Origin of the sequence: Streptomyces sp. NPDC096176 (assembly GCF_044763255.1) — a bacterium.
GTDB lineage: Bacteria > Actinomycetota > Actinomycetes > Streptomycetales > Streptomycetaceae > Streptomyces.
Genome location: NZ_JBIWFV010000012.1, coordinates 157,620 through 179,533, shown reverse-complemented (window position 1 = coordinate 179,533; position 21,914 = coordinate 157,620). Strand labels below are relative to the sequence as shown.

The 21,914-nt window shown below is 71.3% G+C and carries 23 protein-coding genes and 7 tRNA genes; 18 read left to right on the top strand and 12 right to left on the bottom strand.

What is annotated here, in order from left to right:
- The first annotated feature begins 8 nt into the window (after positions 1-8).
- Complete coding sequence (locus ACIQ7Q_RS28700; protein WP_403868158.1) at positions 9-824, top strand: TrmH family RNA methyltransferase; 816 nt, start codon at positions 9-11, stop codon at positions 822-824.
- A 19-nt stretch (positions 825-843) separates the two neighbouring features.
- Here ACIQ7Q_RS28700 and ACIQ7Q_RS28695 read toward each other — a convergent pair whose 3' ends face one another.
- Positions 844-2,010, bottom strand: coding sequence for a serine/threonine-protein kinase (locus tag ACIQ7Q_RS28695; RefSeq protein WP_403868155.1), 1,167 nt, complete (start codon positions 2,008-2,010; stop codon positions 844-846).
- A 233-nt stretch (positions 2,011-2,243) separates the two neighbouring features.
- Here ACIQ7Q_RS28695 and ACIQ7Q_RS28690 point away from each other — a divergent pair, with 233 nt between their 5' ends.
- The 4 genes from ACIQ7Q_RS28690 (at position 2,244) to ACIQ7Q_RS28675 (ending at position 4,436) form a co-directional block, all read left to right on the top strand.
- Positions 2,244-2,474, top strand: a complete 231-nt coding sequence (locus ACIQ7Q_RS28690; protein WP_356632654.1) for a hypothetical protein — start codon at positions 2,244-2,246, stop codon at positions 2,472-2,474.
- Positions 2,475-2,694: 220 nt separating this feature from the next.
- Complete coding sequence (locus ACIQ7Q_RS28685) at positions 2,695-2,901, top strand: hypothetical protein (protein ID WP_403868152.1); 207 nt, start codon at positions 2,695-2,697, stop codon at positions 2,899-2,901.
- 153 nt (positions 2,902-3,054) lie between these two features.
- Positions 3,055-4,071, top strand: coding sequence for a phosphotransferase family protein (locus ACIQ7Q_RS28680; RefSeq protein ID WP_403868149.1), 1,017 nt, complete (start codon positions 3,055-3,057; stop codon positions 4,069-4,071).
- A gap of 68 nt (positions 4,072-4,139) precedes the next feature.
- Positions 4,140-4,436, top strand: a complete 297-nt coding sequence (locus ACIQ7Q_RS28675; protein ID WP_403868146.1) for a zf-TFIIB domain-containing protein — start codon at positions 4,140-4,142, stop codon at positions 4,434-4,436.
- A 90-nt stretch (positions 4,437-4,526) separates the two neighbouring features.
- Here ACIQ7Q_RS28675 and ACIQ7Q_RS28670 read toward each other — a convergent pair.
- From ACIQ7Q_RS28670 to ACIQ7Q_RS28650, 5 genes are all read right to left on the bottom strand, one after another.
- Positions 4,527-4,598 (bottom strand) — tRNA-Val (locus tag ACIQ7Q_RS28670).
- Between the two features lie 47 nt (positions 4,599-4,645).
- A tRNA-Val gene (locus tag ACIQ7Q_RS28665) sits at positions 4,646-4,717 on the bottom strand.
- Between the two features lie 20 nt (positions 4,718-4,737).
- Positions 4,738-4,809 (bottom strand) — tRNA-Val (locus ACIQ7Q_RS28660).
- Position 4,810: 1 nt separating this feature from the next.
- Positions 4,811-4,884: transfer RNA gene (locus tag ACIQ7Q_RS28655), tRNA-Cys, on the bottom strand.
- Positions 4,885-4,919: 35 nt separating this feature from the next.
- Positions 4,920-4,992 (bottom strand) — tRNA-Gly (locus ACIQ7Q_RS28650).
- 211 nt (positions 4,993-5,203) lie between these two features.
- On the opposite strand from ACIQ7Q_RS28650, the gene ACIQ7Q_RS28645 reads away from it, so the two are divergent.
- The 3 genes from ACIQ7Q_RS28645 to ACIQ7Q_RS28635 are packed head-to-tail and all read left to right on the top strand — an operon-like array spanning position 5,204 to position 7,992.
- Positions 5,204-6,253 (top strand): chorismate-binding protein, encoded by a 1,050-nt coding sequence (locus tag ACIQ7Q_RS28645; RefSeq protein WP_403868143.1) that lies wholly within the window; start codon positions 5,204-5,206, stop codon positions 6,251-6,253.
- Positions 6,254-6,261: 8 nt separating this feature from the next.
- Entirely contained in the window at positions 6,262-7,092 is an 831-nt protein-coding gene (locus tag ACIQ7Q_RS28640) for an aminotransferase class IV (protein WP_403868332.1), read from the top strand.
- Positions 7,093-7,152: 60 nt separating this feature from the next.
- Entirely contained in the window at positions 7,153-7,992 is an 840-nt protein-coding gene (locus ACIQ7Q_RS28635; RefSeq protein WP_403868140.1) for a GNAT family N-acetyltransferase, read from the top strand.
- A 12-nt stretch (positions 7,993-8,004) separates the two neighbouring features.
- Here the strand turns inward: ACIQ7Q_RS28635 and ACIQ7Q_RS28630 are convergent, their stop codons facing one another.
- A complete protein-coding gene (locus ACIQ7Q_RS28630; RefSeq protein WP_403868137.1) occupies positions 8,005-8,520 on the bottom strand; it encodes a DsbA family protein in 516 nt (171 codons plus the stop codon).
- A gap of 177 nt (positions 8,521-8,697) precedes the next feature.
- Between ACIQ7Q_RS28630 and ACIQ7Q_RS28625 the strand changes: the two genes are divergently transcribed.
- Both ACIQ7Q_RS28625 and ACIQ7Q_RS28620 read left to right on the top strand, forming a co-directional pair.
- Entirely contained in the window at positions 8,698-9,147 is a 450-nt protein-coding gene (locus tag ACIQ7Q_RS28625) for a hypothetical protein (protein ID WP_403868330.1), read from the top strand.
- 120 nt (positions 9,148-9,267) lie between these two features.
- Complete coding sequence (locus tag ACIQ7Q_RS28620) at positions 9,268-9,420, top strand: hypothetical protein (protein ID WP_356621226.1); 153 nt, start codon at positions 9,268-9,270, stop codon at positions 9,418-9,420.
- Between the two features lie 26 nt (positions 9,421-9,446).
- Here the strand turns inward: ACIQ7Q_RS28620 and ACIQ7Q_RS28615 are convergent, their stop codons facing one another.
- Together ACIQ7Q_RS28615 and ACIQ7Q_RS28610 are read right to left on the bottom strand one after the other, a co-directional pair.
- On the bottom strand, positions 9,447-10,001 hold the full coding sequence (locus ACIQ7Q_RS28615) for a CGNR zinc finger domain-containing protein (RefSeq protein WP_403868133.1): 555 nt from the start codon (positions 9,999-10,001) through the stop codon (positions 9,447-9,449).
- A gap of 202 nt (positions 10,002-10,203) precedes the next feature.
- Positions 10,204-10,617, bottom strand: coding sequence for an SsgA family sporulation/cell division regulator (locus ACIQ7Q_RS28610; RefSeq protein WP_003959770.1), 414 nt, complete (start codon positions 10,615-10,617; stop codon positions 10,204-10,206).
- 190 nt (positions 10,618-10,807) lie between these two features.
- On the opposite strand from ACIQ7Q_RS28610, the gene ACIQ7Q_RS28605 reads away from it, so the two are divergent.
- Together ACIQ7Q_RS28605 and ACIQ7Q_RS28600 are read left to right on the top strand one after the other, a co-directional pair.
- On the top strand, positions 10,808-11,296 hold the full coding sequence (locus ACIQ7Q_RS28605) for a TIGR02611 family protein (protein ID WP_403868130.1): 489 nt from the start codon (positions 10,808-10,810) through the stop codon (positions 11,294-11,296).
- 54 nt (positions 11,297-11,350) lie between these two features.
- Positions 11,351-11,422: transfer RNA gene (locus ACIQ7Q_RS28600), tRNA-Val, on the top strand.
- 56 nt (positions 11,423-11,478) lie between these two features.
- Here ACIQ7Q_RS28600 and ACIQ7Q_RS28595 read toward each other — a convergent pair.
- Positions 11,479-13,968: an SCO7613 C-terminal domain-containing membrane protein gene (locus ACIQ7Q_RS28595; protein ID WP_403868127.1), complete on the bottom strand. Its 2,490-nt coding sequence runs from the start codon at positions 13,966-13,968 to the stop codon at positions 11,479-11,481.
- A 93-nt stretch (positions 13,969-14,061) separates the two neighbouring features.
- Here ACIQ7Q_RS28595 and ACIQ7Q_RS28590 point away from each other — a divergent pair, with 93 nt between their 5' ends.
- Both ACIQ7Q_RS28590 and ACIQ7Q_RS28585 read left to right on the top strand, forming a co-directional pair.
- Positions 14,062-14,508, top strand: coding sequence for an SRPBCC family protein (locus tag ACIQ7Q_RS28590; protein ID WP_403868124.1), 447 nt, complete (start codon positions 14,062-14,064; stop codon positions 14,506-14,508).
- Between the two features lie 39 nt (positions 14,509-14,547).
- Positions 14,548-14,619, top strand: a tRNA-Val gene (locus tag ACIQ7Q_RS28585).
- A gap of 56 nt (positions 14,620-14,675) precedes the next feature.
- Here ACIQ7Q_RS28585 and ACIQ7Q_RS28580 read toward each other — a convergent pair.
- Positions 14,676-15,401 (bottom strand): 3'-5' exonuclease, encoded by a 726-nt coding sequence (locus ACIQ7Q_RS28580; protein WP_403868121.1) that lies wholly within the window; start codon positions 15,399-15,401, stop codon positions 14,676-14,678.
- 121 nt (positions 15,402-15,522) lie between these two features.
- On the opposite strand from ACIQ7Q_RS28580, the gene ACIQ7Q_RS28575 reads away from it, so the two are divergent.
- The 4 genes from ACIQ7Q_RS28575 to ACIQ7Q_RS28560 all read left to right on the top strand — a co-directional run bounded on the left by ACIQ7Q_RS28575 (position 15,523) and on the right by ACIQ7Q_RS28560 (position 20,140).
- Positions 15,523-16,113, top strand: a complete 591-nt coding sequence (locus ACIQ7Q_RS28575; protein WP_403868118.1) for a DUF4365 domain-containing protein — start codon at positions 15,523-15,525, stop codon at positions 16,111-16,113.
- Entirely contained in the window at positions 16,113-17,348 is a 1,236-nt protein-coding gene (locus tag ACIQ7Q_RS28570; RefSeq protein WP_403868115.1) for a hypothetical protein, read from the top strand. Before ACIQ7Q_RS28575 ends, ACIQ7Q_RS28570 begins: the two co-directional genes overlap by 1 nt.
- Before the next feature lie 112 nt (positions 17,349-17,460).
- Complete coding sequence (gene thrS / locus ACIQ7Q_RS28565; protein ID WP_403868113.1) at positions 17,461-19,434, top strand: threonine--tRNA ligase; 1,974 nt, start codon at positions 17,461-17,463, stop codon at positions 19,432-19,434.
- Positions 19,435-19,579: 145 nt separating this feature from the next.
- Entirely contained in the window at positions 19,580-20,140 is a 561-nt protein-coding gene (locus tag ACIQ7Q_RS28560; protein ID WP_403868326.1) for an HIT family protein, read from the top strand.
- 3 nt (positions 20,141-20,143) lie between these two features.
- On the opposite strand, the gene ACIQ7Q_RS28555 is transcribed toward ACIQ7Q_RS28560, so the two are convergent.
- A complete protein-coding gene (locus tag ACIQ7Q_RS28555) occupies positions 20,144-21,799 on the bottom strand; it encodes a hypothetical protein (RefSeq protein WP_403868110.1) in 1,656 nt (551 codons plus the stop codon).
- Positions 21,800-21,914 lie beyond the last annotated feature (115 nt).

Genomic DNA, 21,914 nt, shown 5'->3' with positions numbered 1-21,914 from the left:
ATCACCCTGTGGCCGATCTCATCACCATCGAGGATCCCGACGACCCCCGTCTGCGCGACTACACGGGCCTGACCGACGTGGAGCTGCGCCGCCGCCGCGAACCGGCGGAAGGCCTGTTCATCGCCGAGGGCGAGAAGGTCATCCGCCGCGCCCGGCAGGCCGGCTACAAGATGCGGTCGATGCTGCTCTCAGCCAAGTGGGTCGACGTCATGCGCGACGTCGTCGACGAGGTCCCGGCCCCCGTGTACGCGGTCGATCCCGCCCTCGCGGAACGCGTCACCGGCTACCACGTGCACCGGGGCGCCCTCGCGTCCATGCAGCGCAAGCCCCTCCCGGCGGCGGCCGAACTCCTGACCACCGCCCGCCGGGTGGTGGTCATGGAGTCGGTCAACGACCACACCAACATCGGCGCCATCTTCCGCAGCGCGGCAGCCCTCGGCATGGACGCCGTGCTGCTCTCACCGGACTGCGCGGACCCGCTGTACCGACGCTCCGTCAAGGTCTCCATGGGCGCCGTCTTCTCCGTTCCGTACGCGCGCCTCGACACTTGGCCGAAGAGCCTCGAAACGGTCCGCGAGGCGGGCTTCAGGCTGCTCGCCCTCACCCCCGACGAGAAGGCCACCTCGATCGAAGAGGCGGCGCCGCACAGCCTGGAGCGCGTAGCGCTCATGGTCGGTGCGGAGGGCGACGGCCTGTCCACCAAGGCACTGATGGCCGCCGACGAGTGGGTCCGTATCCCCATGGCACACGGCGTCGATTCGCTCAACGTGGGCGCCGCGGCCGCGGTCGCCTTCTACGCGGTCGCGACGGGCCGCCCCCGTTAGCAGCCGCAGCTGACGGCGGCTACAGCTTCTGGGCCGCCGCGATGCCCAGCGCCACGATCAGCGTCACCACGAAGAAGACCGTGATCCGCTGACGCAGCAGCCGCGGATTCGCGGGCCGCCGCCCGGTCGACGTCGTCCTCGCGCCCGACCGGGTGCCGCCCTGCCGGCCGTTCGTACGGCCCGTGTTGCGCGGCTGCTGAGGCCGGGACCCGCCGCCGGTACGGGAGGGCGCCTGTGGCCTCGTCGAGCCACCCGTACGCCGCTCCATGCGCTCGGTACGCTCCATGTGCTCCGGGTAGCGCGCGGTGGCACGGCCCAGCTCCACCCGCTCCCGCTGTGCCGGCGGCCGCGCGTCGTGCAGCCCCTGAGCCTCCCTGGCCGCGATCTCCTTGAGCCGCATGGACAGTTGCAGGGTGCTGGGACGCTCCTCCGGATCCTTCGCCAGGCAGGCGGAGACCAGCGGGGCCAGCGCATCGTGCACCCCCTGCAGCTGGGGCTCCTCGTGCACCACCCGGTAGAGCATCACCTCGGAACTGCCGTGCCCGAACGGCGAGTCGGCCATCGCCGCGTAGGCCAGCGTGGCACCCAGCGCGAAGACGTCCGTGGCCGGCGTGACCACGGCACCGCGTACCTGCTCGGGAGCCAGGAACCCGGGCGACCCCACGGCCGTCCCCACATGGGTCAGCGTGCTCGCGCCCGTCGCCCAGGCGATGCCGAAGTCGATGATCCGGGGCCCCTTGGGCGACAGCAGAATGTTCGACGGCTTCAGGTCGCGGTGCACCACACCGGCCTCGTGGACCGCGACAAGACCCTCCGACAGCGCCGCGCCGATCGCGGCCACGTCGGCCGCCCGCAGCGGGCCCTCCTCCGCCACCTTGTCGTGCAGCGAGGGGCCGGGGACGTACTGGGTGGCGAACCACGGCCGGTCGGCCTCCAGGTCCGCGGCCACCAGCCGGGCCGTGCAGCCGCCGCGGATCCGCCGCGCGGCGGACACCTCGCGCGCGAACCGCGAGCGGAACTCCTGATCCTCCGCCAGGTCCGGCCGGATCACCTTGAGCGCGACCCGCTGGCCCCGCCGGTCCGACCCCAGGTACACGACGCCCATTCCGCCCGCGCCGAGCCGCCGGTGCAGCCTGAACGAGCCGACGACACGCGGGTCCTCGCGCCGGAGCCGCATCATCGCCATGTCCGTCCCCTACCTACGGTGGGGGAGCCCCCACCCCGCTGCCCGGTCGTCCGCTTTTGACGTGGCACAGCTTACGTACCGCCGTGCCGGTGCGCTCATAGGCCGCGCCCTCGTGAGCCGATCGATTGTCAGTGCCCGGTGGGACACTTGAGGGGTGGTCAGCGAAGGCCGGATTTGCCTTCGCCGATCCGTGCGAGATCTCAACGCCTCGTCGCAGAAGGGGGATTGGATCGATGAAGGGTGACCGCGTGGAGATAGTCGTGGACGCGGGGGACACGACCCGTACATACGAAGTGGTGGCAAGCCGGGCGGGCCGCAGGGTGGAGACGGCGGTCCGCAGAGGGGTGGTCGAAGTGAGCGAAGTCACTCGCACCGGGACCGCCGTCCGCACGGCCCGGTTCATGGCCAATCGCGTACTGGCCCTGGTGGAGCAGCCGGTCCCGCGCGAGGACGCCACCGACTGAGCGCGCCCCTCGGGGAAGACCCCAACTCCCGAAGCGGCGTCTCCACCCTGGGGAGTACACCGGAGGGTGACGGCTCATCCTCCGGGAGGCCCGCCAATCGGTACGAGGGCATGACGCCCGGGCCCCTCCGCTTCCTTAATGTTGGTGTCAAGCGGCGGGTGCAGCACTCGTCCCCCGAGGTCAGACACCCGCCGCTGCCAACCACGACAGGAGAAGGACCATGGCGGACACGGCAACGCGGACGATGATCCGCACGCAGGGACGCAGGGCATCCGCCGCGTTCGGCGCCCGCCCGTCCGGCACCCGGCACCCGCTGGTGGCGACAGCCATGGTCCTTCCCCTCGCGGCACTGCTCGTGGTCGTCTTCGGCGGCTGGGATGCGGTGGTCACACAGGCGTCGTCCGTGGGCGTGATGCTGGGGCGCTGAAAGGCGCCCCGGGCCCGGAAGAGCGGTCCGGGTCGGGGACATCCGGCCAACAGCCCCGTGGGGACGGGGGTGCGGCGGACGGCAGCGTTTGGCCGGTCAGCTGGGGAGCTGACCGGCCATCGCGCATTGCGGACCCCGGGATACGCTCCAGCGGTGACCGGACCCGTCGTACGCGCCCTGGCCGACGTCGCCCGCGACGCCGCCCACCTCGCCAACCCCCGCGCCACCTGCCGAGCCTGCGGCACCCGCGAGGACACCGACGAAGCTCCCGGCACCCCCGGCTCCTACTCCGGCGAGACGCTCGCCGACCGCCCCGACGGCATCGTCGTCCGACACGGCACCGCCGTCGCCAAGGCCCACGCCCCCGACACCGACCGCGACGCCCACCGCGCCCGCCTCGCCCTGGCCGCCCACCCCGCCTTCGCCGAGATCCTGCTGCCGCCCCTCCCGCTCCCGCGCGGGAGGGTCGCCGCGCCGCAGGACCGGCCTGTCACAGCGTGGCCCTACGGCACCCCCGTCGACCCGGCGGACCCGGACGCCGCCCCCTGGGAGGCCGCCGCAGCCCTGCTGGCCCGTCTGCATCGCATCGAGCCGGCGCAGCTCCCCGGCCCGCTCCCGGTCCATCGCGGCCCGGCGAAGGCCGCCGCCGCGATGGACCGCATGGAGGCGGCCGCCGGGGACCACCCGGCCGCGCCCGACGTCCGGCGTGCCTGGGCGCGGTTGCCCGCCTGGGCACGCGGCGAGGTGCCGTCCCCGCGCCGTGGCGCCGTGTGCCACGGCGACCTGCATCTGGGTCAGCTCGTACGCCACCCCGCACCGGACGGCCGCTGGCTGCTGATCGACGTCGACGACCTCGGTCTCGGCGATCCCGCCTGGGACCTCGCCCGCCCGGCGGCCTGGTTCGCGGCGGGGCTCCTGCCGCCGGAGGTCTGGCAGCGCTTCCTCGGGGCGTACACCGCCGCACAAGGCCCGGCGGTCCCGGCCGCCGGAGACCCCTGGCCTCAACTGGACGTTCCGGCACGGGCGCTGACCGTTCAGACCGCCGCACTCGCTCTGGCCAGGGCTGCGGCGGAGCAGCGTCAACCGGACGAGGTGGAGCAGGAGGTGATCGACGCCTGTACCCGAATCGGGACACTGCCACCCGAGTTGGAAGCCATCGCTCCGTCGTAGGGTGAAACTCTCGTCGCCGGGCATGCATTCCGGCGATGTCGACCGAACGGCGAGGAGCTGAGCCGACGATGCAGTGTCCCAAGTGTCATGCAGCGATGCACACGTACAACCGCAACGGCGTTCAGATCGAGCAGTGCAGCGGCTGTCGGGGCATATTTCTCGACTACGGGGAGCTTGAGTCCCTGACCCGTCTCGAGTCCCAGTGGACCCAGCAGGCGCCGCCCGCGCCGCCGGCCCAGGGCTACCCGGCCGCGCCCGCTCCTGCCGCGCCGGCGTGGGGCGCACCGCAGCATGGCGGTCACCACGGCGGCCACCACGGCCACTACCGTCAGCGCAGCTTCGGGCGGATGCTCTTCTCTTCGTGAGTCGCGTCGTGAGTTCTCCGCCGTGAGTTCGCGAACGGCGGGTGAACGACGAAGCCCCCGGCCGTGAAGACGACCGGGGGCTTCGGGCGGTGCGCGATACTGGGATTGAACCAGTGACCTCTTCCGTGTCAGGGAAGCGCTCTCCCGCTGAGCTAATCGCGCAGGGTGACCTGCCACGTGTAACGGGTTACTGCCTACAGCGTACTGCGTGCGCGATACTGGGATTGAACCAGTGACCTCTTCCGTGTCAGGGAAGCGCTCTCCCGCTGAGCTAATCGCGCTCGGATCCTCGCGGATCCAGTGGACGATACTGGGATTGAACCAGTGACCTCTTCCGTGTCAGGGAAGCGCTCTCCCGCTGAGCTAATCGTCCTTGGAGGTGGAGACGGGATTTGAACCCGTGTAGACGGCTTTGCAGGCCGTTGCCTCGCCTCTCGGCCACTCCACCCGGAGTGCAGGGGTTCGGGAAGATCCCCCTTCTCGAGCGGACGACGAGATTCGAACTCGCGACCCTCACCTTGGCAAGGTGATGCTCTACCAACTGAGCCACGTCCGCTTGTCGGGTCCGATCCGCTTGCGCGTCCCGGCGACGAGTTGAACTCTAGCGGATTCCCGGGCCAGTACAAAAACGCGTTTGTGCAGCTTGCCGACGTGTGTTCGCTCCACGGCGGCCGGGCGGCGGCCCACCTGCGGTTCACCCGCGAGGCACCGGCGGCCCGCCGGACGCTCATCCGCACCGCATCCTCGCCGGTCATAGACTCAACAACGTGCATGACCTTGCTCCTCTGGCCCGCTTCGGCTCCCTCGTCGCCACCGACCTCCGGGATGTCACCAGCGACCCCGCAGCCCTCGACTCCACCGGGTTCTGGGCCGTCGCGGCAGACTTCGAGGGCCGGCTGACCTGTGCCCGCTTCGGGGACGTCCGGAGCGCGCCGGTCCCCGAGCCCGTCCCCGGCCGGTGGCAGGGGCCCGCCGTGGAGGGGTGGACGAGCTCGCTGGACCGCGCCGGCTACGTCGCCGGCGTGCGGCGTATCCGCGAGCACATCGCGGCGGGCGAGGTCTACCAGGCCAATCTCTGCCGAGTCCTGTCCGCACCGCTGCCGGACCCGGCCACGGCGGACGTCGACGAGCTGACCGCCCTGCTGGCGCGGGGCAACCCGGCGCCGTACGCAGGAACGATCCGGCTGCCCGCGCACGGTGTGGAGATCGCCACGGCCTCGCCCGAGCTGTATCTGCGTCGCGAGGCGGACACCGTCGAGTCGGGGCCGATCAAGGGGACGGGCCGTACGGCCGACGATCTGCTGGAGAAGGACCACGCGGAGAACGTCATGATCGTGGACCTCGTCCGCAACGATCTGGGTCGCGTCTGCTCCACCGGCAGCGTCACCGTCCCCGCCCTCTGCGCGATCGAGCCCCATCCCGGACTGGTGCACCTCGTCTCCACCGTGCGCGGCACCCTTGCGCAGGGAGCGGGATGGCGCGAGCTGCTCGAGGCCACCTTCCCGCCGGGATCCGTCACGGGTGCACCCAAGTCCAGCGCACTGAACATCATCAAGGCTCTCGAGACCGCGCCACGCGGTCCGTACTGCGGCGGCATCGGCTGGGTCGACGCCGACCAGGGCACGGCGGAGCTCGCGGTCGGCATACGCACCTTCTGGATCGACCGCACGGACAGCACCCTGCGCTTCGGCACCGGCGCCGGAATCACCTGGGGCTCCGACCCGGAACGCGAGTGGGCCGAGACGGAACTCAAGGCATCCCGGCTGCTGGCGGTAGCGTCGGGCGCGTACGCGGCAAGTGGAAGGACAACTCGATGAAGGTCGCCATGAAGGTTTGGGTCAACGGCGCGCTCACGGACCTGGAGAACGCCCGGGTCTCCGTGCTCGACCACGGAATGACCGTGGGCGACGGCATCTTCGAGACCGTGAAGGCGGTGGACGGTCGGCCCTTCGCCCTCACCCGCCACCTGGAACGGCTGGCCCGCTCCGCCAAAGGCCTCGGGCTCACCGAGCCCGACCTCGACGAGGTGCGGCACGCCTGCACCGCCGTACTGGACGCCAACCCGATGCCGCTCGGCAGGCTGCGCATCACCTACACCGGCGGGCTCTCGCCCCTGGGCTCCGACCGCGGCACCGACGGCCCGACGCTGGTCGTCGCCGTGGGCGAGAGCGTCCGACGCCCCGACACCACCGCGGTGATCACAGTCCCTTGGACCCGTAACGAACGCGGTGCGCTGACCGGGCTGAAGACCACGTCGTACGCGGAGAACGTGGTGGCGCTCGCGAAGGCGCACGACCAGGGCGCCTCCGAAGCCCTGTTCGCCAACACGGTCGGGCAGCTCTGCGAAGGCACCGGCTCCAACGTCTTCGTCGTCCTGGACGGCGAACTGCACACCCCGCCGGTCTCCTCCGGGTGCCTCGCCGGCATCACCCGCGCGCTGACCGTCGAGTGGACGGGCGCCAAGGAGACGGACCTGCCCATGGACGTACTCCACAGCGCGGAGGAGATCTTTCTGACCTCCACGCTCCGCGACGTCCAGGCGGTGCGGCGCGTCGACGGCCGTGACGTCCCCGGGACGCCGGGCCCCGTGACGACGAAGGCCATGCGCGTCTTCGAGGAGCGCGCGGCGGCGGACCGCGACCCCAAGTCCCTGTGAGCCCCGGGGCCGTCGAAAAACCTGGTGTCGGACAGCCGCGGGGCAGGTAGAAACTCCTCGATGACCACAACCCTGCGGCCCACCGGGCCGATTCAGCGCGACGACACCGGCGCCACCGCACGCACCTACGACGTCTGCGTCAACGGCAGGCCCGTCGGCGTGGTCGAACTCGCAACGGACCCCGGCGCGGGCCGCCCGGTCGGCCAGGTGCGGTCGCTGCGCATCGACGACGCGGACCGCAGACGGGGCCGCGGCACCGTCGCCGCCCTCGCGGCCGAAGAGGTGCTGCGCGGCTGGAACTGCACCGAGGTGCGTGCCTCCATCCCGGCCGACGCGGCCCCCGCACTGCGCATGGCCGCCGCGCTCGGCTACACCGAGCGGGGCCGCAACATGCTCAAGGAGCCCCTGGGGCCTCCACCGACGCTGCCCGACGGGGTCGAGAGCCGGCCCATGGGGGAGGAGGAGTTCGACCGCTGGCGATCGCACGCCCTGCGGCAGTTCGCCCAGGACTGGATCTCCCGCGGCGTGCCCGAGGAGGAGGCCCTCGCCCGCTCCGAGGCGGTCCACAGGCAGCTCCTCCCGGACGGCCACGCGACCCCCGGCACCCACATCCACTACCTGATCGCCGATGGCACCGCGGTCGGTCATGTCTGGGTCTCGGAGACCGAGGTGCGCCCCGGCCAGGAGGGTGGATACGTCTTCGACGTCGAGGTCGCACCGGACCACCGCGGCCGGGGCTACGGACGTGCCCTGATGCTGCTCGCCGAGCGGATCGCGGCAGGGACCGGACACCGGCGGATCGCCCTGCACGTCTTCGAGGGCAACACTCCCGCACTCGCCCTCTACGAGTCCCTCGGCTACCGCACCACCCACCGCAACTTCGTCAAACGGCTCCTCTAGGGCGGCCCCGGCTCACTCCTGCCCGGCGAGCAGCCGGTCCACGATCTCCTCGATCCGGGCCCGCAGCCCCTCCTGGCTCTTGCCGCCGTCGAGGCGCTGCCCGTCGATGACGTACGTCGGCGTGCCGGTCACGCCGACGGCCTTGCCCTCCGCCTGGTCGGCGTCGACGATCAGGATGTGCCGCCCGTCGATCAGCGCGGTGTCGAACTCCTCGGTGTCCAGGCCCAGTTCGCGGGCCACCTCCAGCAGGAACGGCTCGCCCTTCGCCGCCAGCTCCTCGGTGCGCGCCAGGACTGCTTCCACGTACGGCCGGCCCTTGCTCTGCGCTGCGGCCTCCTCTGCGGCCTGCGCGGCGGCGAAGGCGTGCTTGTGCTTGTCGAGGGGGAAGTGCCGCAGCCTCAGCTCGAGCCGGTCGCCGTAGCGGGCGCGCAGGGCGCGCAGGTCCTCCAGGGCGCTGCGGCAGTCGGGGCACTGGAGCTCGCACCAGACGTCGAGGACGACGGGGGAGCCGGTCGTGGAGTCGCTCATACGGCCAGTCTCCCAGCCCGGACGCCCGCGCCGGAACCGGGACCTCGGGAGGAGAGCACCCCGGAGATGTCCCCCAGATGTTCCGGGTGGGGCGTCGCACCATGGCCCGGACAGGGTGGGGCGGTGCAGGATGGAAGGGACACACCGCTCATGCCGCGCTATGCCCTGGAGGACCGGATGCTGGCCGAGACCATTTGTTCCGCGGTGTCCGCGGCGGGCCTGGGCATCGCCGCGATCACGGCCTACCGCAGGCGCTTTCTCCCGGCGGCGCGTATCGCCGCCTACTCCCTCGTGCCGCTCGGCCTGGTGCTGACCGGCGCGGTCGACTGGGTGGTCGGCACGGCCTTCAGCCCGACCGCCTGGATCGGCTTCGGCCTCCTCGGCGGCGCGTGGCTGCTGTTCATGACCACACGGGCCGTTGAGCGACGTACGGGTGGAAGCCGCAAGGAGCGCAAGGCCGCCGCCGCTGCCGCCCGCCGCGACGCGGTCGAGCCCGCCGCGTCCCGGCCCTCGCTCGGCCGGCCCGGTCCGGCCGCCGCCGACCCCAAGGCCACTCGCCCGAAGGCATCCGGCACGGACGACGACTTCAGCGACATCGAGGCGATCCTCAAGAAGCACGGCATCTGACCCGACCCCCGCTCCGGCGGCCCCGCACCGATCCGTGCCACGGGATGTGATGAACGAGCCTGCCCGGTGGGTGTGTTGGTCGATCATCGGGGTGCGGGCTGCGTCATCATCACCCCCGAGATGCTCGATACCTCCCGGGGGCAGCCCCCCGTACCGACCCAGGAGCCGCGCGGATGCCTCTTCGCGCTCTCCCAGCCGCCCCTGATGATCTTCCTCGGAGTGATCGGTGTCCTGCTGCTGATGGCCGCCGTGCACGACCTCTTCTGGCTGTGACGCCGCGGTGAGGCGTCCCGGTCCGGTCAGCCGGCGGCCTTGCGGCGCGCCCGGTAGGCGGCGACGTGCAGGCGGTTGCCGCACGTGCGGCTGTCGCAGTAGCGGCGGGAGCGATTGCGCGACAGGTCCACGAAGGCGCGCCCGCAGTCCGGCGCCTCGCACCGCCGCAGCCGCTCCTGCTCACCCGCAACGACGATGAACGCCAGCGCCATCCCGCAGTCCGCCGCCAGGTGGTCGGCGACCGACGCGCCCGGCGCGAAGTAGTGCACATGCCAGTCATAGCCGTCGTGGTCCGTGAGCTGCGGAGTCGTCCCCGCCGCGGCCACCAGGCGGTTGATCACCTCGGCGGCGGTCCTGCTGTCGGGCGCCGCGAACACCGACGCGAACAGCGACCGGACGCCGTGCACCGCCTTGAGATCCCGCTGGGTCAGATCCCCCACACCGCTGACGTCGTGACTCCGCACGAAGCCGTACAGCGCCTCGACGTCCGTCAGCCCGTCGTCCCGATCGCCCTCAGGTGCGGTGTTCACCAGATCGACGACGGTGTCGAGGGCGATACGGGTGTCGTGGGGGATCAGCACGAATTCGCTCCCTGGCCGGATGCGGGCCGGTGCCCGCCGAATTGCGCTGAACTCTATCGGTTCGTGTCGAGAGCGCACCGGCGCCGTCGCCGCGGTGGATTCCGCGACGACGGCGCTGTGATCGCCATATGTGGTTGTCCGCGCGGCGCCGTCTCCCCGAGTCGGACGGCGCCGGGCAGTTTTCCGCCGGCCGGACTTCGGCTCAGCTTTCGGCCAGAATGTGCGACAGCTCCGTATCGAGATCGAAGTGTCGATGCTCGGTGCCGGGTGGCACCGCGGCGTCCGTCCGCTTGAGGAACGACTCCAGGGCCCGCGCCGGGGCCTCGAGCAGGGCTTCGCCCTCCGGGGAGCTCAGCGCGATGCAGACGACGCCCTGACCGTGGCTGCGGGACGGCCAGACTCGTACGTCGCCCGTGCCGGTGGGCCGGTGCAGCCCCTCGGCAAGAAGATCGCGGGCGAAAACCCACTCGACCGTCTCCTCGGCTCCGGTGTGGAAGGTGGCGTGCACGGCATAAGGATCGGCCGTGTCATACCGCAGGCCCGCGGGTACAGGCAGTGATGACTCGCTCGATACAACGAGGCGCAGGTGCAGCTCGCAGCTGACCGTGGTGTTCATAAGCGCCAGGGCCTTTCGCTCAGTGTGCGCTCGGGGATTCGCACGTCGGCGAAATCGACATGCCACCTACGGTGCCGTTGTAAACCCCTCTGACCGTTTTGGGATCGTTCAGGTCGCTCGTACGGCGGTGTATTACTTTGCGTTATACGGCCATTCTGGTGATCGCGTTCCATCCGGTAGGTTTGGATTCATGAACGCGGAGAGTGACGAGCGGGACGAGGCCGTCGCGGCGACGACGGCCCGCCCCGCGACGGGGGACGTGACGGACGGAGCGGCCGAGCCGCTCCCGGAAGGGGCGAAGGAGGAACCGGCGCTCGGCTCGAGGGCGCCGCACTTCATCAAGCGGTCCAGGACGCTGCACGTGAGCTGGCAGGTCGGTGTCTTCGTCGTCGGCCTCGCCGTCGTCGGCGCCGGTGTCTCGATGCTGGTGTTGCCCGGACCCGGCTGGGTGGTCATCTTCGGCGGCATGGCGATCTGGGCGACGGAGTTCGTCTGGGCCCAGCTGGTGCTGCGCTGGACCAAGCGCAAGGTCACCGAGGCCGCCCAGAGGGCGCTCGACCCGAAGGTGCGACGCCGGAACATCATCCTCACCACGATCGGTCTGGTGATCATCGCGGTGCTGGTCGGCATCTACCTGTGGAAGTTCGGGATCGCCATGCCGTGGAAGATCGACGAGTGACACCACAGTGGTCCTGAGGACCAGCTGACATGCGGTAATGTTTGCGCTGCGCCCGGGCGATTAGCTCAGTGGGAGAGCGCTTCGTTCACACCGAAGAGGTCACTGGTTCGAACCCAGTATCGCCCACCCGGACCGCGGGCCCCGGAGACCGACACGTCTCCGGGGCCTGCGGCGTTTCCCCGTCACCGCATACGACCAAGGCTCTCCCGCAGCTTGCGGGCGTCCCGCAGGCGCTGCTCGTACGTCGCTCCCACGGCAAGGAGCAGCAGGCCGACCAGAGCCGGCGGAAGCCAGCGGGGCAGAGCGCCGACGGCCTGCACCACGTACGGGGCGAGCTCGTGCAGGGCATCCAGGGCCAGGACCGCGCCACCGAGCATCAGCAGCGCCTGCAGCCGCAGCCTGGCGCCGGCGAGCGTGACGGCGAGCGCCGCGACCCCCAGCAGCAGCGGGCGCAGCCAGTGCTCGTCGCCCCACGCGGCGACGAGGCTCGGCACGAGAGTCGCGGCCAGGCCCGGCCCGTACGCCGTCCAGGACGATGCCTGCGGGTCCTTGCGGCGGCGCAGTGCACCGACCGCCAGCGCGGGAACCGTGACGGGCAGCGAGTACGCCTCGGGCGCCACGACGTCGGAGGCGGCCAGCCGCACCCACGTCGCCAGGACGAACAGCGCCACCGCCAGATACCCGGCGACCGGGCGCCGCTCGGCTCGCACGGCCGTTCCGGCGGCGATGACTCCGCACAGCGCGAGAACCAGGGCGAGCGTGGGCAGGTGGCCCGCCGCGAGCAGCAGCGCGACGAGTGCGGCCCCTGAGCCGGTGACCTCCACGGGGAGGGCCGCCGGGTGACGCCGCAGCCGGGCGCCCAGGAGCGCCGTGAGCGCCGGGACGGTGAGGAGCAGCGGCGCGGCCCGGTGTGCCGGAAGCTCCAGGGCCGCGGCGGCGGCTCCGGCGAAGCCCGTCGCGAAGACGGTCGCCGTGCAGGCGAGCAGGGCCTGCAGCGGACCACGCGCCCTTACGGCGGCCACCACGCAGGCCCCCACCAGCACTCCGAGGACGGCGAAGGTCGCGGGGCGAGTCGCGAGCGAGAGCAGCGCGACGCTCACCGACCCGGTCAGCGCGCACGCCAGAGCGGTCGACGTCATGGCACCGGACTGTCGCCACGCGGCGGCGGCCGGCAGGCCCAGGGTCGGCGCCAGCTGCCAGAGGACAGCGGCGGAGTGCCCGAAGCCGAACACGACCGGCACCGCGACGAACGCCGCCCAGACCAGCACCAGGGCACCGCAACGGGCGGCAGTACGCAGCCGGTCGCCCCGCGCCGGCCACATGGTGCCGGTCGCCGCCGACGGCGGCTGGGAGCCGGTGGCGTCCGCGGCGGAGGGCGTGCCGCGGTCATGGGAGGCCGCCACCAGGACCGCCGCGGTGATCAGCAGCGCAAGAGGCGCCGGGAGCAGGGTCGTTGCCGTGGAGTCGGGATCCGGCAGCGGCGACGTACCGGACCAGACGTCCGTCAATGCCGTCACCGGGCCCGCCAGCGCCAGCGCCGACAACGGCAGGGCCATCAGGGCCGATGCCGCATGCACCACGGCGGACGCGCCCGCCAGACCCGGCAGCAGGCGCCGCGGCACCGGGGCCCGTACGACGGCCATCAGCGCGGTCCCGCACAGCAGGTAGCCGATGACCGCCCAGCCGACGCCGGGAACCGTCGCGCGGACGACGCCGCCGACACCCGCTACCGCCGCGAGACCCGCCACCGCAGAGACACCGGCGACGGCCGGGACGCGCCACGCCGTGAACAGAGCGACGGCCGCCGCCGCGACCAGCAGCACCGCCGGATTCGCGGCAGCCGACGGGGAGTCGGCCGCCAGCGACCGGAAGGCGCCGATCAGCAGTGCTCCGCCGCCCGTCACCGCCGCCGCGACACCTGCGGTGACCCTCACCGGGACCGGCCGCGTCCACACCACGACGGCGACGTCCAGCGCGGCGGTCAGCAACAGCGCCCACTCCATGGGCGGTGCGCCGGCGCCGGCGGTCAGGGCCCAGAGCGGCAGCGGGAGCTGGGCGGCCACCACGGCCGCGGGCAGCGGTGTGTGAAGGCGCGGCAGCCACAGGCCGTACGCGGACCACAGCGCGGCGAGCGCGGCCGAGGCGAAGGCCGCGTAACCGAGTCCATCCGTCTCCGGCAGCACAGCACGGTGCAAGGCGTACGCGTCGAGCACCATGAGCACCAGGCCCAGCACGGCGATCGACTCGGCCGTCGCGACGAGCCCACGGCGCAGCAGCGCGTACGGGGTGCCGAGCGCCGCCACCGTCACGGCGCCGAGCACGGCGGAGCGGCCGCCGATGCCCATGGCCCCCCAACTGACCAGGGTGAAGGCGATCGCCGCGACGGTCAGCAGGATGCCGCCGAGCGTCAGCAGCACGTTCTGCACGCCGGGCGGGGAAGTGTCCGGCCCGGCCGGGGCGGCGAAAGGCCGGCCGAAACCGCCCGGAGCGGAATTGGGCGGGCCGAAACCGGCCCGCGGCGGCGCGGGCGGGGCGCCCGGGGCGACAGGCGGTTGCAGCGCGGCGAGCAGCCAGGCCCTGCGGGTCAGCAACTGCGCCCGCCGGGCGTCCAGTTGCCGCAGTTCGCGGTCGAGTATCCCCAGCTCCTCGGCCGGTGGTGGCACGTTGTCCATGGCCGGAAGTGTGGCCCCCGCCACAGCCCGCGGTATGGGCGCGGATACTCAATTCCGCGTGAGTATCCCCGCTGAGGGGCGCAGACTGGGCCCATGGACTGGAGCCACTACCGCTTCCGCACCACCTGGGATCTGCCCGCCGCGCCGGAAACGGTCTACGAAGTGCTGTCCAGAGCCGGGGACTATCCCCTGTGGTGGCCGCAGGTACGCGAGGTGGCCACCACCGACGGCGAGTCGGGCACCGCACGCCTGCGCTCCGTGCTCCCGTACGACCTCCGCATCACCGCCCGCGGACGGCGCCGCGACCCGGTGGCCGGTGTGCTGGAGATGGGCATGACGGGCGATCTCGACGGCTGGTCGCGATGGACGGTTCGGGCGGGCGGCCGCGGCACCCTCGCGCTCTACGAACAGGAGGTGGTGGTGCGCCGGCCCCTGATGAGAAGGCTGGCCGTGCCCTGCCGACCGGTCTTCCGCGCCAACCACGCGCTGATGATGCGCGCCGGGCGGCGAGGGCTCGAGGCGTACCTGGAAGGAGTTTGAAGGAAGCCCGCAGGGCACTGTATGGTTCAGTGCGTTCCCGGGCGATTAGCTCAGTGGGAGAGCGCTTCGTTCACACCGAAGAGGTCACTGGTTCGAACCCAGTATCGCCCACCGGGAGAGGCCGGTCCGTCATCGACGGACCGGCCTTGCTCATTCCCGCCCCGGGGTCAGGCCGCGGCCGGCAGGTCCGGACGCAGCGGCCACGCCGGGTCGACAGCCTCGGGAGTGCCGCTGCGCGCGAACCACGCCTGCAGTCCCCGCGCCTGCGCCGCGTGCCACACCGCCTGCAACGTGTGCAGCTCCGCCGGCGAGAGGCGCTCCATCCGCGCCGCGAAGCGCCGGCCGACCGCCCGGACGACCTCGAGCGCCGCCAGCGCGTCCGCCGCGGCGTCATGGGCGCCGTCCAGCACCACCTCGTACTGCGCGCACAGGTCGGCGAGTGTCCGCCGGCCCTTGCGATAGCGGTCCAGATGTTTGTCCAGCACCCGCGGATCCAGCACGCACAGCGGCGAACGGTCCAGATAGCGGCTCAGCGACGAGGCACGATGGCGCCTCAACTCCCGGTCCAGCAGCGTCAGATCGAACGGCGCGTTCATCACCACCAGCGGGCGGGCGGCAGCGCACTGCTCGGCCAGCGACCTGGCTATCTCCTCCATCACCGGCGCCGGCCAACGGCCGTTGCGCTGCAGATGGTCGTCGGTCAGGCCGTGAACCTCGACGGCTCCCGGCGGCACGGGCACCCCCGGATTCACCAGCCAGCGGGTGATCCTCGGCCGCCCGCCGGGCGCGTCCTGGACCACGAGCGCCGCCGACACGATCCGGTCCTGCTCGACGTCCACTCCGGTTGTCTCTGTGTCAAATGCGGCCAGGGGGCCGTCATACCAGTGCGTCATCCCCGAACTCCTCGCACGTAAGCGGCAGATGGCGACAACCCCTGCCCGAATCGGTGATACCCGGGCTGTTTGCACCGTACGCAGGCCGGTGACAACACAGGTGACGGGGAAGGAAATTGCCATGGCGCTCGCCCAGCCCGAGCCGGGAGGGCTGTCCCCCGCAAGCGGGAGGTGCCCCCCGCCCCAGCGGACGGTCCCGCTGCGCGGAGCACTCGCCACCACCGCCTGTATGGAGACGCTCCAGGTGGGCTATCTGCATGCCGTCGCAGCCGCGGCGGGGTGTTCGCTCTCCCAGCCGTTTCCCGACAACGGCATCGACTGGCATGTCAGCCACAGCTCGGCCGGACACACGGTCGACGACGAAGTGACCATCAAGGTGCAGCTCAAGTGCACGTACCAGATCCCGCCGCACCCGCCGGGGCCCGCGTTCTCCTTCACGCTCGACAACGACCACCTGGTGAAGCTGGCCCGCACCCCGGTCTCCGTGCACAAGATCCTGGTCGTGATGCTCGTCCCCAGAACGCAGGACGAGTGGCTGCGCGCCAGTCACGACCGGCTCGACCTGAGGCACTGCTGCTACTGGACCAACCTGGCCGGCCAACCCGTGACCGGCAGGCGCAGGACCACCGTGCGCATCCCGACCTCGCGGATCTTCGACGACCGAGCGCTCTGCGAGATCATGACGCGTGTCGGGGCTGGAGGGAGACCCTGATGCACCAGCCCTTCGATGAGCATGTGCGCCCCCGCCCGGGCGCCACGGAGCCCTCCGGACCCTGGCTGGGAGCGGTGGAACCGGACCCGGCCGACGTCGACCCCGTCGTCCTCGGTGCGCTGCTGGACCGGCACGGCTGGCGCCGCCGCGGTGGCGCCGCCGGGCGCTACACCCGCTGGACCCCGCCGGGGCCCGCCACCGGCGGCACCAGCCTGCTCGTACCCGAGAGCAAGGCCTTCCCCGACTGCGAGGACCTGCTCGGTGAGGCGATCACGGCCCTCCTCCGCAGCGCCGCACCGTCCGCGAGGGATGTCCTCGTGGGGCTCACCGTCCCCAGCGACGAAATCCGCTGGTGGCGTGACACACCCCTGACGGGTTCGTCGGGCACGGCACAGTGGACCGTCCAGGAGCAGCTCCGCTCCGCCGCCCGGCAGATGCTGCTGGCGGGGGCGCTCGCCGCCCGGGGCCGCGCCGGCTACTACGGCGCCCGCCACCGCAGGCAGGCCCAGGCCCTCCTCGAAGGTGTCCTCGTCGGGCCCGCGCCGGGCGGCCGGACCCTGACCGCCTTCGTGCCCGTGCAGTCCGGACGGGCCCTCGCGGTCCGGCTCTGCCACGCGCTGCAGGCGGCGCGGGAGGCCGTCGACTACCAGCGCGCGACCGGCGGGATGGAGGCCTTCGACGCGGCGGTCCACGCCGGGGTGAGCCGAGAGCTGACCGAGTCGGTCATCGCCCTGGTGCGGGGCTCGGAGGGCGCCCGGATCGCGCTCGCCTGGTCACCCGCCGCCGGAGTGCCGCAGGGCTGCGCGGCGCGCATGGAACCCGTCGAGTTCTCGCCTGGCGATCTACCGGCACTGCGCGCGGCCGGCGCCCGCTACCTCCAGGACGAGCCGTCCGTGCCCGTGCGCATCACCGGCACCGTCGTGCGGATGCGGCGCTCGGGACCGCGCGGCTCCGGCACTGTACGGCTGCGGGTGCTGGCCGGCGCGGACGTCCCCCACATCCGGGTGGCACTGGACGAGGACGCGTACCGCACGGCCGGCCATGCGCACCTGGTCGGCCTGCCGATCCGGGTGGCCGGACGGCTGGAGAGCCGGGGCGGCTTCCGGCGGCTCACCGACGCCTCCGGCCTGGTGCCGGTTCCGGTGGACGAGGCGGATCGGGACCGGCTGATGAAGTCGCTCCAGGAGAACCTCGACTTCTTCGAGGAGGCGGGCGAGCAGGAGGAGGACGGATAGGGCCCGCCCCGGCTCCTTAACCGTTTCGCGAGTGGTCCCTCCGGCTCGGTACGATTCCGAGTGCGTACGCACCCCCATCGGGTACGCATCCGCCTTCAGTCAGGAGAGACCGGTGTCAGACGTCCGTGTGATCATCCAACGCGATTCCGAGCGGGAAGAGCGCGTGGTGACGACGGGCACTACGGCCGCCGACCTCTTCCCCGAGCGCACCGTCGTCGCCGCGCGCGTGGGCGGCGAGCTGAAGGACCTCGCGTACGAGCCGAAGGACGGCGAGGAGGTCGAGCCCGTCGAGATCTCCTCCGAGGACGGCCTCAACATCCTGCGCCACTCCACCGCGCACGTCATGGCGCAGGCCGTGCAGGAGTTGTTCCCGGAGGCGAAGCTCGGCATCGGCCCGCCGGTCAAGGACGGCTTCTACTACGACTTCGACGTCGAGAAGCCCTTCCACCCCGATGACCTCAAGGCCATCGAGAAGAAGATGCAGGAGATCCAGAAGCGCGGCCAGCGCTTCTCGCGCCGCGTCGTCACCGACGAGGCCGCGCGCGAGGAGCTCGCGGACGAGCCGTACAAGCTGGAGCTCATCGGCCTCAAGGGCTCGGCAACGAGCGAGGACGGGGCGGACGTGGAGGTCGGCTCGGGCGAGCTGACCATGTACGACAACCTGGACGCCAAGACCGGCGAGCTGTGCTGGAAGGACCTCTGCCGCGGTCCGCACCTGCCCACCACCCGGAACATCCCGGCTTTCAAGCTGATGCGCAACGCGGCCGCATACTGGCGCGGCAGCGAGAAGAACCCGATGCTCCAGCGCATCTACGGCACCGCCTGGCCGTCGAAGGACGAGCTGAAGGCGCACCTCGACTTCCTCGCCGAGGCCGAGAAGCGCGACCACCGCAAGCTCGGCAACGAGCTCGACCTGTTCTCCATCCCCGAGCAGATCGGCTCGGGCCTCGCCGTCTTCCACCCCCGGGGCGGCATCATCCGCCGTGTCATGGAGGACTACTCGCGCAAGCGCCACGAGGAGGAGGGCTACGAGTTCGTCTACAGCCCCCATGCCACCAAGGGGAAGCTCTTCGAGACCTCGGGCCACCTGGACTGGTACGCCGAGGGCATGTACCCGCCCATGCAGCTCGACGAGGGCGTGGACTACTACCTCAAGCCCATGAACTGCCCGATGCACAACCTGATCTTCGACGCGCGGGGCCGGTCCTACCGTGAACTGCCCCTGCGCCTCTTCGAGTTCGGGACCGTGTACCGGTACGAGAAGTCGGGTGTGGTGCACGGTCTGACCCGTGCCCGCGGCTTCACGCAGGACGACGCGCACATCTACTGCACCAAGGAGCAGATGGCGGACGAGCTCGACTCGACGCTGACCTTCGTGCTGAACCTGCTGCGCGACTACGGTCTGACCGACTTCTACCTGGAGCTGTCCACCAAGGACCCGGAGAAGTTCGTCGGGTCGGACGAGGTCTGGGAGGAAGCCACCGAGACCCTGCGGCAGGTGGCCGAGAAGCAGGGCCTTCCGCTGGTCCCGGACCCGGGCGGCGCCGCGTTCTACGGCCCGAAGATCTCCGTCCAGGCAAAGGACGCGATCGGCCGCACCTGGCAGATGTCGACCGTGCAGCTGGACTTCAACCTGCCCGAGCGCTTCGACCTCGAGTACACCGGCCCCGACGGCACCAAGCACCGTCCGGTGATGATCCACCGCGCGCTGTTCGGCAGCATCGAGCGCTTCTTCGCCGTGCTGCTGGAGCACTACGCGGGCGCGATGCCGCCGTGGCTGGCGCCGGTGCAGGCGGTCGGCATCCCGATCGGCGACGCGCACGTCGAGTACCTGCAGGAGTTCGCCGCGGAGGCGAAGAAGAAGGGCCTGCGGGTCGAGGTCGACGCGTCCTCCGACCGTATGCAGAAGAAGATCAGGAACCAGCAGAAGCAGAAGGTCCCGTTCATGATCATCGTCGGCGACGACGACATGAACGCCGGCACGGTCTCCTTCCGCTACCGCGACGGCTCGCAGGAGAACGGCATCGCCCGTGACGAGGCGCTGGCCAAGCTCGTCGATGTGGTCGAGCGTCGCGTGCAGGTGTGAGGTGGTCCCCGCACCAGGCGGGGATGGCCCGATCGGCTTGAATCAGGGCTCGGCAGGAGCCTGCTCCCCGCCTCGGCGGGGATGAGCGAGGGGCGGCCCTTTCCCGGGGGCCGCCCCTCGCCGCATGCCGCCGCCCACGCCGAATATGCTGGCCCGCATGACGACAGAGCAGCCGGAGCAGCAGATCGGGGTCGGGACGCCGGACGCGTTCCAGCGACTGTGGACGCCTCATCGGATGGCGTACATCCAGGGTGAGAACAAGCCCACCGGTCCGGGCTCAGGCGACGGCTGCCCGTTCTGCTCGATCCCGGGGAAGTCGGACGAGGACGGTCTGGTCGTCGCCCGCGGCGAGCGCGTGTATGCCGTGCTCAATCTCTACCCGTACAACGGCGGGCATACCATGATCGTTCCGTTCCGGCACGTCGCCGACTACACGGATCTGGATGACGCCGAGACCCTTGAGCTGGCCGAGTTCACCAAGCGCGCCATGACGGCCCTGCGCACGGCCTCCGGTGCGCACGGATTCAATGTGGGCCTCAACCAGGGCTCCGCCGCCGGTGCCGGTATCGCCGCCCACCTGCACCAGCACATCGTGCCCCGCTGGGGCGGCGACACCAATTTCATGCCGGTCGTGGGCAACACCAAGGTGCTGCCGCAACTGCTCGGCGACACCCGCAAGATGCTCGCGGAGGCCTGGCCCGCGTAGGGCCTACGCCTCGTAGACGTCCGCCTTGCGCGGGCTGGGGTCCTGGACGAAGCCGCTGACCACGGAGGCGCGGGTGCTGAAGCGTTCCGTGTCGACGCCGTTGTCCTCGAGCACCTTCACGGCGGCCGCGTGTGCCACGCGCAGCACGGGCGTGGCCGCGCGCATGGCGTCGTCCGCCATGAACCGGTGCCGCCACGGCTTCTCCGCCCAGGCGTGCCGCAGGCCGAAGGGCTCGGGGAGCACCAGCTTGCCGCCGAGGTAGTCGAGCAGCGGCGGATACCAGGTGAACGGCGCACGTGCGGCGAGCCGTACGACCTCCCGAGCCTCGACGAGCGGCAGGACGCGCTCGACGGTTTCCCAGAACCGGAAGGTCTTGCTGACGGTGACGGTCTTGGGCTCCGGCTTCGTGGTGAAGAGGGAGTGGACCGGGCCGAGTGCGTGGCCGGTGACCTCGACGCGCAGGGTCTCGTGGAGCACGGTCACGGTGATCATCATGGTGATGACCAGCTGCCCGTCCCAGAGGGTGAACTGCACGCCCAGGTAGTGGCGGTTTCCGCTGCCGAACTGCTGGTGGTTGCAGATGCGCTGTATCTCGTGGCCCTTGATCTGGAAGGTCTCGATTTCCTGGCCCTCGGGCCGGGCGATGGCGCCGGCGTTCTCGCCGACGGGGGAGACGATCCAGTGCGTGACCGAGGGCGTGGGGAAGCCGCCCGAGTTGAGCGGGCCGCGTTCCAGGAGCTTGAGCTTGTCGTGGATGGCCCGGATGACGTCCCAGCTGCGGAACTGGTTGATCTCCTTGGCGGGGTCCTTGGAGACGAGCTCCTCGGCCATCTGCCAGCTGCCCCAGCGGGTTCCCATGCCGAGTATGCCCTTGGGGCCGGCGTAGAAGACGACGTTGGACCGCTGCTCGGCGGTGAGCTTCTCGAGGCCTTGGCGGAGCTGCTCGCGGGCGGCGTCACCCGGGTTCCCGGGCACGGCCTCGGGGACTTTGGCCCCGAGGCCGCCGCCGGACAGGAGGGCGTCCCAGCGGGCGCGCATGTCCCTGGCGGAGGATTCGCAGATGCGTTTGGCCAGGAACCAGCCGATGACGGGGGCGATGAGCATGGCGCGGACGTAGTACGCCCAGAAGCCGCCGAAGGGGAGGCGGACGAGGAAGAGCACGACCAGGATTCCGATGGCCACGAGCAGCAGGTTGCCGATCGCTCCGGCGGTCCTGTTCTGCGAGCCGGCGAGGGTGCGGCGGAGCTGGAAGACGCCCAGCCACAGGAGCAGTCCCGGCAGGAAGAGCAGTCCGCACATGCCCATGACGGCGGTGAGTCTTCTGTCGCGTTCGCGGCGCAGGCCGGTGGCGGCGAGGCAGTGTTCGACGACGGACTGGGGTTCGGTGCCGAAGGACTGCACGAGGGGCGCGCGGGCGCCGCCCAGCGTTCGGACCTGGACGGCCCTGGCGAAGGCTTCGCCGAGATTGGGCTCCAGGAGTGAGATCTTGCCCGGCTTCACCTCGGATTTGTGCCACTCGCTGTTGGCTTTGAGGATCTCCTTGAGCTCGCTGTCCCGGTATGCGGCCGATGCGAGCGCGTGCGTCGCCGCGGTCTGTCCGGCCGACCCCGTGAGCGGGACCTGAGCCCCGGGGGTGAAATCGAATGCGTTGTTCGCCACTACCGCCCCCATCGCCGCGTGCTTCCGCACTGCGGCCTGTTCCCAACTACCGTGCCTCGCACACCTTCTGAACTGGGCGACCCGGTTCGTTGCCCAGCGTATCGAGGCTCTGGCC

Coding starts and splice junctions, on each gene's coding strand:
- ACIQ7Q_RS28560 (WP_403868326.1), top strand. CDS start 19,580: ATGCTGGCCCGCATGACGACAGAGCAGCCGGAGCAGCAGATCGGGGTC.
- ACIQ7Q_RS28580 (WP_403868121.1), bottom strand. CDS start 15,401: ATGACGCACTGGTATGACGGCCCCCTGGCCGCATTTGACACAGAGACA.
- ACIQ7Q_RS28635 (WP_403868140.1), top strand. CDS start 7,153: ATGACCACAACCCTGCGGCCCACCGGGCCGATTCAGCGCGACGACACC.
- ACIQ7Q_RS28640 (WP_403868332.1), top strand. CDS start 6,262: ATGAAGGTTTGGGTCAACGGCGCGCTCACGGACCTGGAGAACGCCCGG.
- ACIQ7Q_RS28675 (WP_403868146.1), top strand. CDS start 4,140: ATGCAGTGTCCCAAGTGTCATGCAGCGATGCACACGTACAACCGCAAC.
- ACIQ7Q_RS28590 (WP_403868124.1), top strand. CDS start 14,062: ATGGACTGGAGCCACTACCGCTTCCGCACCACCTGGGATCTGCCCGCC.
- ACIQ7Q_RS28620 (WP_356621226.1), top strand. CDS start 9,268: ATGCTCGATACCTCCCGGGGGCAGCCCCCCGTACCGACCCAGGAGCCG.
- ACIQ7Q_RS28685 (WP_403868152.1), top strand. CDS start 2,695: ATGGCGGACACGGCAACGCGGACGATGATCCGCACGCAGGGACGCAGG.
- ACIQ7Q_RS28690 (WP_356632654.1), top strand. CDS start 2,244: ATGAAGGGTGACCGCGTGGAGATAGTCGTGGACGCGGGGGACACGACC.
- ACIQ7Q_RS28630 (WP_403868137.1), bottom strand. CDS start 8,520: ATGAGCGACTCCACGACCGGCTCCCCCGTCGTCCTCGACGTCTGGTGC.
- ACIQ7Q_RS28575 (WP_403868118.1), top strand. CDS start 15,523: ATGGCGCTCGCCCAGCCCGAGCCGGGAGGGCTGTCCCCCGCAAGCGGG.
- ACIQ7Q_RS28610 (WP_003959770.1), bottom strand. CDS start 10,617: ATGAACACCACGGTCAGCTGCGAGCTGCACCTGCGCCTCGTTGTATCG.
- ACIQ7Q_RS28625 (WP_403868330.1), top strand. CDS start 8,698: ATGCTGGCCGAGACCATTTGTTCCGCGGTGTCCGCGGCGGGCCTGGGC.
- ACIQ7Q_RS28570 (WP_403868115.1), top strand. CDS start 16,113: ATGCACCAGCCCTTCGATGAGCATGTGCGCCCCCGCCCGGGCGCCACG.
- ACIQ7Q_RS28595 (WP_403868127.1), bottom strand. CDS start 13,968: ATGGACAACGTGCCACCACCGGCCGAGGAGCTGGGGATACTCGACCGC.
- ACIQ7Q_RS28695 (WP_403868155.1), bottom strand. CDS start 2,010: ATGGCGATGATGCGGCTCCGGCGCGAGGACCCGCGTGTCGTCGGCTCG.
- ACIQ7Q_RS28605 (WP_403868130.1), top strand. CDS start 10,808: ATGAACGCGGAGAGTGACGAGCGGGACGAGGCCGTCGCGGCGACGACG.